This window comes from Serratia sp. H1w (assembly GCF_000633355.1).
Taxonomy (GTDB): Bacteria; Pseudomonadota; Gammaproteobacteria; order Enterobacterales; family Enterobacteriaceae; genus Chania.
Map to the genome: position 1 here is coordinate 66574 of NZ_AYMQ01000047.1, position 9949 is coordinate 76522.

The window sequence follows — 9949 nt, forward strand, 5'->3', positions numbered from 1 at the left end:
CCCATTTCTCTGACTGGCTGTGACGCGTATACTGCGATCCTACAGATCCACAGAGAGAACATCATGAGCCAGAGCCACTTCTTTGCCCACCTGTCCCGTTTGAAACTGATTAGCCGCTGGCCGTTGATGCGCAATGTGCGTACCGAAAACGTTTCCGAACACAGCTTGCAGGTTGCCTTTGTCGCCCATGCGCTGGCGGCGATCAAAAACCGCAAGTTTAACGGTAACCTGAATGCCGAGCGCGTCGCGCTGTTAGCGATGTATCACGATGCCAGCGAAGTGCTGACCGGCGATATGCCCACGCCCATCAAGTATTACAACCCGCAGATTGCCCACGAATACAAAAAAATCGAGAAAATTGCCCAGCAAAAGCTGTTGGAGATGCTGCCAGAAGAGTTACAGAACGATTTCCGTTCGATCCTGGATGAGCACCATCACAGCGAGGACGAAAAGCTGATAGTAAAACAGGCCGATGCGCTCTGCGCTTATCTGAAGTGCCTGGAAGAGCTGTCGGCGGGGAATAACGAGTTCAAACTGGCCAAGGCACGTCTGGAGAAGACATTACAACTGCGCCACAGTCCGGAGATGGACTACTTTATGCAGGTGTTTATTCCCAGCTTCAGCCTTTCGCTGGATGAAATCAGCAGCGATTCGCCACTTTGACGACAGAGCCAGATGCTTACGCATCTGGCATCCTGAGACGTTTAACCGCAGGCCGTTCCTTCCGGCATTTCCACCGTGAACTCCTGCTCGACCACCGAGCGTAAATCAATACGCTCGAAGGTTTGCGTTACCAGGAAGCGGTAGATTTTATCTTGTGGGCATCGGTTGCCAAAGTAAGAAGCTTGGGCTTCCAGCACCGGTTTTTTATCGCTGTTAAACATGCTCAACAGGAAACGACGCTCGGTATAGTAGTCCCTCTTCTTCGAATAACCGATGATCTCTCTGGTCATGATGGCCTTGGTGGTACAGGTCGCCTTTTCCCCTTTTTTGGTACTTTCGGTGGTGCATTCGGTGGTTTCACCGGTGGCAACGTCACCGTAATCCGCGCTGGTATATTCATGTACCCGGGTGTTTTTATCCAGATCTAACACCACATACAGCTTGGGTACCACGCCGCCTTTCGGCAGGTTATCCTCGGTATAAACGCGTTGGAACCCCTTGGCGCGCAAAAACGTCAGCGTATTACCGAAGAAATGCTTCACCAGCATCGGTTCATCCGAATTCGTGGCAACACGCACCACCACTGGCGCGCTCTTGTCAAAGGCATAACCCGGATCGGGCACCGAATTGAGAGAGCCAGTCATGTATCTCGCACAACCGGACAACAACAACAGAGAAGCTAAAGCAAGGGTTAAAAATCCATATTTAATTGTCATGGCAACTCCAGATGGAACGCTAAACTAAGCCAGGGCGACACGGGTCGCCATAAGGCCTCAACAGGTTGCAGCATGAGCCGATAAAATGCCAAAACTCTTGATGGTTTCGGTCTTTAGCAACTTAATCGTAATCTTAATAAAAGATAAAGCCCCTTTTCTTAATCCTGACATAAAACGCAAACTGTGTGCTTAAAACGCATATAGCCAAGGCACCAGGATCACGCTGACAATCATCACCAGCACGGTAAACGGCACCCCTATTTTAAGAAAATCGCCAAACTTGTAGTTCCCCGGCCCCAACACCAGCGTATTGACCGGAGATGATACCGGCGTCATAAAGGCGGCGGAGGCAGCAATAGCGATAATCATGGCAAACGGGTAAGGCGAAACCCCCATTTCACGCGCAGCGGCGATGGCAATCGGTGCCATCAATACCGCCGTGGCGGTGTTGGAGATAAACAGCCCAATGGTGGCGCACAGGACAAACAGACAGGCCAGCATGACATGCGGTCCGGCATCACCCGCAACATCCATCAGGCCACGGACGATCAGATCTACCCCACCCGTTTTCTGCAATGCCTGGGCAAAGGGCATCATACCGACAATCAGGATGATGCTCGGCCAATGGATCGCCTTATAGGCACTTTCCATATCAATGCAACGAAAGCGCCCCATCAACAGGCAAGCAATCAAGGCGGCGATCGGATTAGGGATCTCATCGGTCAGCATCATCGCCACCATCAGCGCCAGACAAAACAGCGCATGGGGAGCCTGGGTGATCGCCGGTGCCACTTCGTCCACTTCGGCAGGCAAGTTCAGAACGATAAAGTCATGGGTTTTGGCCTGCAACTGACGGATCGCTTTCCAATCGCCGATCACCAACAGAATGTCCCCCAGCCCCAGCGGTTCATCCACCAGCTTGCCTTGCAGGGTTTCGCCATTGCGGCGAATACCGACCACGTTGAGATCGTAACGGCTGCGGAAAGTGGCATCGCGTACGCTTTTCCCTAACAGGGCGGATTCAGGGATTAACGAAACTTCTGCCATGCCCACGTTGCGCGACTGCTCGGAGAAATATTCCCCGCGCAGCACCATCGGCTCGAGCTGTTGCTCACTACAGAACTGGCGTAAATCGATATCGCAATCCGTCATGTCAATCAGCAGTACGTCGCCCTCCCGCAATTCCGTGCTGCCAAAGGCGCTGATCATCACCCGGCGAAAACGTTTCCAGCGCTCGATACCGATAACGTTGGCGCTGTAGCGGGCGCGCAAATGCAGTTCATCCAGCGAACGGCCAATCAATGGCGAGCCGCTGCGCACCGCCAAACGACGTGCCCGCCCGGTGAGTTTATAGTCGCGGATCAAATCGCGAAAAGTCCGGCGCTCCCAGGCTGATTTCGTCTTGGAGCCGCCGCTATCGCCGAGCCAACGGCGCGCAACCAGCATGTAGCCTACGCCCAACAGCAATACCACCATGCCAATCGGCGTCACGCTAAAGAATCCGAAACCATTGATGCCTTCACGCACCAGTTCGCTGTTGACCACCATGTTCGGCGGCGTGGCCACCAACGTCATCATGCCGCTGATCAATCCGGCAAAACTTAGTGGCATCATCAACCGCCCCGGGGATATTTTCATCCGCACCGCAACGCTAAGCACCACCGGGATAAAGATGGCCACCACCCCGGTCGAGCTCATAAAGGCCCCCAGCCCGGCGACGGTAAACATCAGCAGCATCATCATTTTGGTTTCGCTGCTTCCCGCGACTCTGACCAACCAGTCACCAACCTGATAAGCGACCCCGGTACGCACCAACCCCTCGCCAATGACGAACAAAGCAGCAATCAAAATAACGTTGGGATCGCTGAAACCGGCCGTGGCCTCTTGCAGGCTCAAGGTCCCACTGAGCACAAACGCGATGATCACCAACAGCGCCACCACATCCATACGCAGTTTGTTGGTTGTAAACAGCACAATGGCTATTAACAGTAAACTCAAAACCCAAAGTAATTCGCTGTTCAAAACGGCCTCATTCTGCAGTGATCCCGGCTTAAGAAATTAGCACAAAAAAACCCCGCCTATGCGGGGTCTAATCAAATTGAGGTAAGAAAGTGCAGATTAAGCAATAAGTTCGATAACTGCGCCCTGCTCAGTCCTGGCAATCCTGACCTGTTCCAATGAGGAAAGGATCAAATCGACCTGGTCCAGCTTCGGCGTATCTGCTGGTGCATTCACCGCAATCACCTGGCAACCGGCAGCCAAGCCGGAAAGGATACCGGCAGGCGCATCTTCTACCACGACGCAATCCTGCGGTGCCAAGCCAAGACCTTTTGCCCCTAACAGATAGGCGTCTGGATGCGGCTTACCCTGTTTGACCAACTCACAGGTGATGAACACCTCAGGCAGCGGCAAGCCACCGGCCATACGACGTGCGCTAGCCACCGGCACGGAACCCGAGGTGACGATCGCCCAAGGTATCCCCAACGCATTGATCCGTTCCAACAGTGCCAATGCACCTGGCAAGGCATGGACACCGTCGGTATCTTCTGCTTCCACCTGCTCAAGCAGTTTGAACTCCTGCTCAAGCTCGGCCTCGGAGGCATTTGGCATAAAATGACGCAGCGAGGTGATCGCCTGTTTCCCGTGGATAAAGTCCAGCACCTGTTGCGGGCTGATGCCATGGCGTTCTGCCCAATGCGTCCAGGCTCGCTCTACCACCGGTAATGAATCTACTAACGTTCCATCAAGATCGAACAGAAAACCCTTACACTCCACGGGAAACCCCTCTACGTTTAATCAGGCATTGATGATTTGCGCAATCTCAACGGCGCTCAGATGATACTGGCGTGGGCAGGAGAGCCAGATACTCAGCATGCGCTGGTATTTTTCCCACATTTTGGTTTGGGCATTAAAACCGTGGCTGCCAGAATCGAAATGAGTATACCGCCCTTCCGTGCTAACCAGGAAACGCACATAGCTCAGATAACGTGCTTCGGTTGCCGCATCAAAGCCAAGAAACGCCAGGCGACGCGCTTCCAGCCCCTGCCGCTCCTTGAGGTTTTCCCAAGACACCTGGAGCGCATGGTGCATTTCCATAATGTTGATGATGGTGCGACACACTTCTTCGCTCATCTCACCAAAATCGCGATCCAACTCGCGCATTTGCAAACCAAAACCGCGTTCGATGATAGTCTGCAAGCGGCGGTAGCGCTCCGCATTGTCCGGATCGAGCATGGTCATCATCTTGTATTGATTCGATAAGATCAGGCGCTGGGCGTTAGTCATTTCCATTTCATCGTCCTCATTTCTGCAAATTAACGAGAGCATCGCATGAGTTGATTATGGCGTGGAATAGCAACTACGCCTTTCTTTGATTTGAAAGGGGGTATTCGTTGAATGTGAGCATTGGCCAGAGATGATCCAGGCACTGCCTTTATGCACAGGAGTTAAATTGTGGCGCATTCTGCCCCCTCTCCCTGTGGGAGAGGGCTAGGGTGAGGGGCATCATGCTAGAGATCGTCGAGGAAGGTTTTGTCCAACTGCTTGAAGGCACGTTTCAGCACGTCTGCCAGCGCCTGGTAGGTTGGCGTCCCTTCGACGGGAGCAATCGCCTGCCCGGCTTCTGCCAGTTTGTTGCGCACCTCATGGAACCATTGCAGCAAGGTTGGCGGCAACGGCGTCACCGAACGGCGGCCTAGCCACCACAGACCTTGCATAGGCAGGCTACAGGCAAACAGCGCGGTGGCAATCGCCGGGCCAAGCTGGCCGCCGAGCGCTATCTGCCAGGTCAGGGTAAAAATCGCCAGCGGTGGCATAAAGCGAACGGCAAAGCGGGTAGCGCGCGACACGCGGTTCTCAGGGAAAAGCGGTGCCAGCCGTTTGTCTGCTGGCCAGGTTTTCATGTAATGCTGTCCGCGCTGGAATATCTGAAACCAGCTTACGGAACCGGATGGTCTGCTCGTCATTGCGCACCTCAACTTCACGTATAAAAAATAAAATATTCTTGCAAACACACTAACAAAAAAGTTGAAGCTTTAAATTTATTTTGTGTTTGTGCCAGGCTATCGGTATCCTAAGCCGGCCTTGTGCCGGTAGAAGATGACAGAAGATTTGTCAACTTTTAGCCCTATTTCCCTAATCCCGCCGTTGGCGGCCATGTGGGGCCAGGGAGCGGTAAAAATCAGGATCGCTTAAACCGCAGAGAAATCGTCGGTTTTTTCATCATTGTGTCCTTTGTAACACTGACATGATGTTAATCATAAATGTCAACGGCATTATGCGCTACGCTTGATGTCTGATTGACGTTTTATTCACCACGTGTTTTTGGGTCTTCCTTATACCAACACGAACTATAAAGTAGGTACTTCCATGTCGAGTAAGCTAGTACTGGTCCTTAACTGCGGCAGTTCTTCCCTGAAATTCGCCATCATCGATGCAGTCAACGGTGAAGAATACCTCTCTGGCCTGGCCGAGTGCTTCCATCTTCCTGAAGCCCGTATCAAATGGAAAATGGATGGTGGTAAACAAGAAGCGGCACTGGGTGCCGGCGCAGCGCACAGCGAAGCGCTGAACTTCATTGTTAATACTATTCTGGCACAAAAACCAGAGCTTTCTGCTCAGTTGACCGCTATCGGCCACCGCATCGTGCACGGCGGCGAGAAGTTCACGGCTTCTGCCGTCATCAACGACGAAGTCCTGCAGGGTATCAAAGATTCCGTACCTTTTGCACCACTGCATAACCCGGCTCACCTGATCGGTATTGCCGAAGCGTTGAAATCCTTCCCTAATCTGGCTGATAAAAACGTTGCCGTGTTCGACACCGCGTTCCACCAGACCATGCCGGAAGAGTCCTACCTGTATGCCCTGCCGTACAGCCTGTACCGCGACCATGGCGTTCGCCGCTACGGCGCACACGGCACCAGCCACTTCTATGTTACGCAAGAAGCTGCCAAGGCGCTGAACAAGCCGGTTGAAGAAGTTAACGTCATTACCTGCCACCTGGGCAACGGCGGTTCCGTAACCGCAGTACGCAACGGCAAGTGCGTTGACACCTCCATGGGTCTGACCCCGCTGGAAGGCCTGGTAATGGGCACCCGTAGTGGTGACATCGATCCAGCCATCATCTTCCATCTGCATGATGCCATGGGCATGAGCGTTGACCAGATCAACAAGATGCTGACCAAAGAGTCTGGCCTGCTGGGCCTGACCGAAGTCACCAGCGACTGCCGTTACGTTGAAGACAACTATGAAACCAAGGCCGATGCCAAACGCGCCATGGATGTCTTCTGCCACCGTCTGGCCAAGTACATCGGTGCCTATAGCGCCCTGATGGAAGGCCGTCTGGACGCCGTGATCTTCACCGGTGGTATCGGTGAGAACGCTGCGATGGTACGTGAGCTGACCCTGGACAAACTGGGCCTGCTGGGCTTTGAAATCGACCACGAACGCAACCTGGCTGCCCGCTTCGGCAAATCAGGTAACATCACCAAAGACGGCAGCCGCCTGGCACTGGTGATCCCGACCAACGAAGAATTGGTCATCGCGCAAGACGCTTCCCGTCTGACCGCTTAATGCTCTGCACACCGTCAGCCCAGGCTGGCGGTGTTGTTTTGAGCCTGTCATCTTTGTCTGCGCCCCCGTTGCAGGCAGAAAACCGTGAAGAGGACTATTCTGTGTCACGTACAATTATGTTGATCCCCACAGGCACCAGCGTCGGTCTGACCAGCGTCAGCCTGGGTGTCATCCGCTCCATGGAGCAAAAAGGCGTTCGCCTGAGCGTGTTCAAACCTATTGCCCAACCGCGTACCGGCGGCGATACCCTCGACCAGACCACCACCATCATCCGCAGTAACTCGACCATTCCGGCGGCCGAACCTCTGCGCATGAGCTACGTTGAGAGCCTGCTAAGCTCCAACCAGCAAGACGTGCTGATGGAAGAGATCGTGGCGCGCTACCACGAAAACACCAAAGACGCAGAAGTGGTGCTGATCGAAGGCCTGGTGCCGACCCGTAAGCATCAGTTCGCCAACTCGCTGAACTACGAGATCGCCAAAACGCTGAACGCAGAGATCGTGTTTGTGCTGGCACTGGGTAACGATTCTCCAGCCCAGTTGACCGAGCGTATCGAACTGGCTCGCTCCAGCTTCGGCGGCAGCAAGAACAAAAACATTACCGGCGTGATCATCAACAAGCTGAACGCACCGGTAGACGATCAGGGCCGTACTCGCCCAGACCTGTCCGAAATCTTTGACGATTCCACCAAGGCCAGCGTCGCCAACGTCGATCCTGCGCAGCTGTTCGCCAACAGCCCGCTGCCAGTATTGGGTTGCGTACCGTGGAGCTTCGATCTGATCGCTACCCGTGCCATCGATATGGCCCGCCACCTGAAGGCGCGAGTGATCAACGAAGGCGACATCATGACCCGCCGCGTGAAATCCGTAACCTTCTGTGCGCGCAGCATTCCACACATGCTGGAACACTTCCGCCCAGGCTCACTGCTGGTAACTTCCGCAGACCGTCCAGACGTACTGGTTTCAGCCTGCCTGGCCGCGATGAACGGCGTGGAAATTGGTGCCATTCTGCTGACCGGTGGCTACGAGATCGATGCCTCCATCAACAAGCTGTGTGAGCGCGCCTTTGAAACCGGCCTGCCGGTGTTCATGGTTGATACCAACACCTGGCAGACCTCGTTGAGCCTGCAAAGCTTCAACCTTGAAGTACCTTCAGACGACCACCAGCGTATTGAGAAAGTCCAGAACTACGTGGCCAGCCACATCAATGCCGAATGGATCGAATCCCTGACCGCCACTTCAGAGCGTTCACGCCGTCTCTCTCCTCCAGCGTTCCGTTATGAACTGACCGAACTGGCACGCAAAGCGGGCAAACGCATCGTGCTACCTGAAGGCGACGAGCCACGTACCGTGAAAGCGGCGGCCATCTGTGCCGAACGTGGGATCGCGGAATGTGTGCTGCTGGGTAACCCAGAAGAAATCAAACGAGTTGCCGCTGCGCAAGGCGTTGAGCTGGGCAAAGGCATCGAGATTGTCGATCCGGTTGCCGTGCGTGAACTCTATGTGCCGCGTCTGGTTGAGCTGCGTAAGAGCAAGGGCATGACCGAAGTGGTTGCGCGTGAGCAGTTGGAAGACAACGTGGTTCTCGGCACCCTGATGCTGGAGAAAGGCGAAGTCGACGGCCTGGTTTCCGGTGCTGTTCACACCACAGCTAATACCATCCGCCCACCGCTGCAGTTGATCAAAACCGCACCGGGCAGCTCTCTGGTTTCTTCCGTGTTCTTCATGCTGCTGCCTGACCAGGTTCTGGTCTATGGTGACTGTGCGATCAACCCGGACCCAACCGCTGAACAGCTGTCTGAAATCGCCATTCAGTCTGCCGATTCTGCTGCCGCATTTGGTATCGAACCACGCGTTGCCATGATCTCCTACTCTACCGGTAATTCCGGCGCGGGTAGCGACGTTGAGAAAGTGCGTGAAGCAACCCGTCTGGCACAGGAAAAACGCCCGGATCTGATCATCGATGGCCCACTGCAATATGACGCAGCGATTATGGCCGACGTAGCCAAATCCAAAGCGCCTAATTCGCCAGTGGCTGGTCAGGCTACCGTGTTCATCTTCCCGGATCTGAACACCGGTAACACCACTTATAAAGCGGTGCAGCGCTCTGCTGACCTGGTCTCCATCGGGCCAATGCTGCAAGGCATGCGCAAGCCGGTGAACGACCTGTCCCGTGGTGCTCTGGTTGACGATATCGTCTATACCGTAGCCCTGACGGCGATCCAGTCAGCCCAGGCTGATGCACAGGCAGCCAAAGCCTGATGCAATGAGGCTCCCGTAGCCTCCGGTAATACTAAAAACGGCCTGGTGATCATCACCGGGCCGTTTTTTATTGTAGGCAGCACCTAAGCATAAATATTATTAATAAGCATACCCAGCAACATTTAAATATTGAATAATTCAAATCGTGAATAATTTTTTGTTGTTAATATGGGATACTCTTCGCAAGTTAATTCCGCTCCCAGGGTTATTTTTTCTTCGAAAATAAAATACGGTTACATCAGGAGAATTAAAGAGCCATTAGGGATATGACAACATTTTTCGATGAATTAGCGGCATATGGAGAACCTAGACAACATAAAACGGTTTTTAAGGTCAGCGACGTGGAGTATGAAGTTTATTTTACGCAAATCACCGATAAAAATCCGTTTGACTGCACTGTGGATTTTCATCCTGGGTTTATAAAACCAACTTACGCCAAACACTATGAGATCGCATTCGATGCAAAACTAAATCGAACAAATAAAACATACTTTCGCCGTGTCAAAGGATTACCACCAGGTAGCGCCATCAAGGTGATAAATTACGTTGAAAGAGCAATTTTTGACCACTATACTACTTTCCATGTGGGGCTCTACACCTACGCCCCCTATGATTTTAAGTTATCTTGCGTTTACTGCCGCCTCATCTCACGCCCCAGACATGCAGGGTCTTCGATTGAGGTTGGCCTAGAGCCGATGGGGAGGTCACATGTCTTACGAGGTCAAGTATTCAATGTGT

9 protein-coding genes are annotated in these 9949 nt (G+C 53.4%); 4 read left to right on the forward strand and 5 right to left on the reverse strand.

Annotation, left to right across the window (positions count from 1 at the left end):
* The first annotated feature begins 63 nt into the window (after positions 1–63).
* A complete protein-coding gene (yfbR, locus tag U869_RS0110210) occupies positions 64–663 on the forward strand; it encodes a 5'-deoxynucleotidase (protein ID WP_025122801.1) in 600 nt (199 codons plus the stop codon).
* 41 nt (positions 664–704) lie between these two features.
* On the opposite strand, the gene U869_RS29995 is transcribed toward yfbR, so the two are convergent.
* From U869_RS29995 to yfbV, 5 genes are all read right to left on the reverse strand, one after another.
* Positions 705–1307: a hypothetical protein gene (locus tag U869_RS29995; RefSeq protein ID WP_157834728.1), complete on the reverse strand. Its 603-nt coding sequence runs from the start codon at positions 1305–1307 to the stop codon at positions 705–707.
* A gap of 261 nt (positions 1308–1568) precedes the next feature.
* Positions 1569–3401 (reverse strand): SLC13 family permease, encoded by a 1833-nt coding sequence (locus U869_RS0110220; RefSeq protein ID WP_025122799.1) that lies wholly within the window; start codon positions 3399–3401, stop codon positions 1569–1571.
* A 96-nt stretch (positions 3402–3497) separates the two neighbouring features.
* Positions 3498–4154, reverse strand: a complete 657-nt coding sequence (locus tag U869_RS0110225; RefSeq protein WP_025122798.1) for a sugar phosphatase — start codon at positions 4152–4154, stop codon at positions 3498–3500.
* Positions 4155–4175: 21 nt separating this feature from the next.
* On the reverse strand, positions 4176–4670 hold the full coding sequence (locus U869_RS0110230; protein ID WP_025122797.1) for a YfbU family protein: 495 nt from the start codon (positions 4668–4670) through the stop codon (positions 4176–4178).
* 218 nt (positions 4671–4888) lie between these two features.
* Positions 4889–5344, reverse strand: a complete 456-nt coding sequence (gene yfbV, locus U869_RS0110235; protein WP_025122796.1) for a terminus macrodomain insulation protein YfbV — start codon at positions 5342–5344, stop codon at positions 4889–4891.
* Positions 5345–5747: 403 nt separating this feature from the next.
* On the opposite strand from yfbV, the gene ackA reads away from it, so the two are divergent.
* The 3 genes from ackA to U869_RS32185 all read left to right on the forward strand — a co-directional run.
* The gene (gene ackA, locus U869_RS0110240) at positions 5748–6950 is read left to right on the forward strand and encodes an acetate kinase (RefSeq protein WP_025122795.1); all 1203 of its coding nucleotides are present in this window, start codon (positions 5748–5750) and stop codon (positions 6948–6950) included.
* A 101-nt stretch (positions 6951–7051) separates the two neighbouring features.
* On the forward strand, positions 7052–9211 hold the full coding sequence (gene pta, locus U869_RS0110245; protein WP_025122794.1) for a phosphate acetyltransferase: 2160 nt from the start codon (positions 7052–7054) through the stop codon (positions 9209–9211).
* A gap of 266 nt (positions 9212–9477) precedes the next feature.
* Positions 9478–9949, forward strand: a 472-nt coding sequence (locus tag U869_RS32185; protein WP_025123977.1) for a hypothetical protein, incomplete at its 3' end; no start/stop codon positions are given.

Bases quoted from the DNA above. Each gene is read 5' to 3' on its own strand.
- yfbR (WP_025122801.1), top strand. From the start codon at position 64: ATGAGCCAGAGCCACTTCTTTGCCCACCTGTCCCGTTTGAAACTGATT.
- U869_RS29995 (WP_157834728.1), bottom strand. From the start codon at position 1,307: ATGACTGGCTCTCTCAATTCGGTGCCCGATCCGGGTTATGCCTTTGAC.
- U869_RS0110230 (WP_025122797.1), bottom strand. From the start codon at position 4,670: ATGGAAATGACTAACGCCCAGCGCCTGATCTTATCGAATCAATACAAG.
- yfbV (WP_025122796.1), bottom strand. From the start codon at position 5,344: ATGACGAGCAGACCATCCGGTTCCGTAAGCTGGTTTCAGATATTCCAG.
- ackA (WP_025122795.1), top strand. From the start codon at position 5,748: ATGTCGAGTAAGCTAGTACTGGTCCTTAACTGCGGCAGTTCTTCCCTG.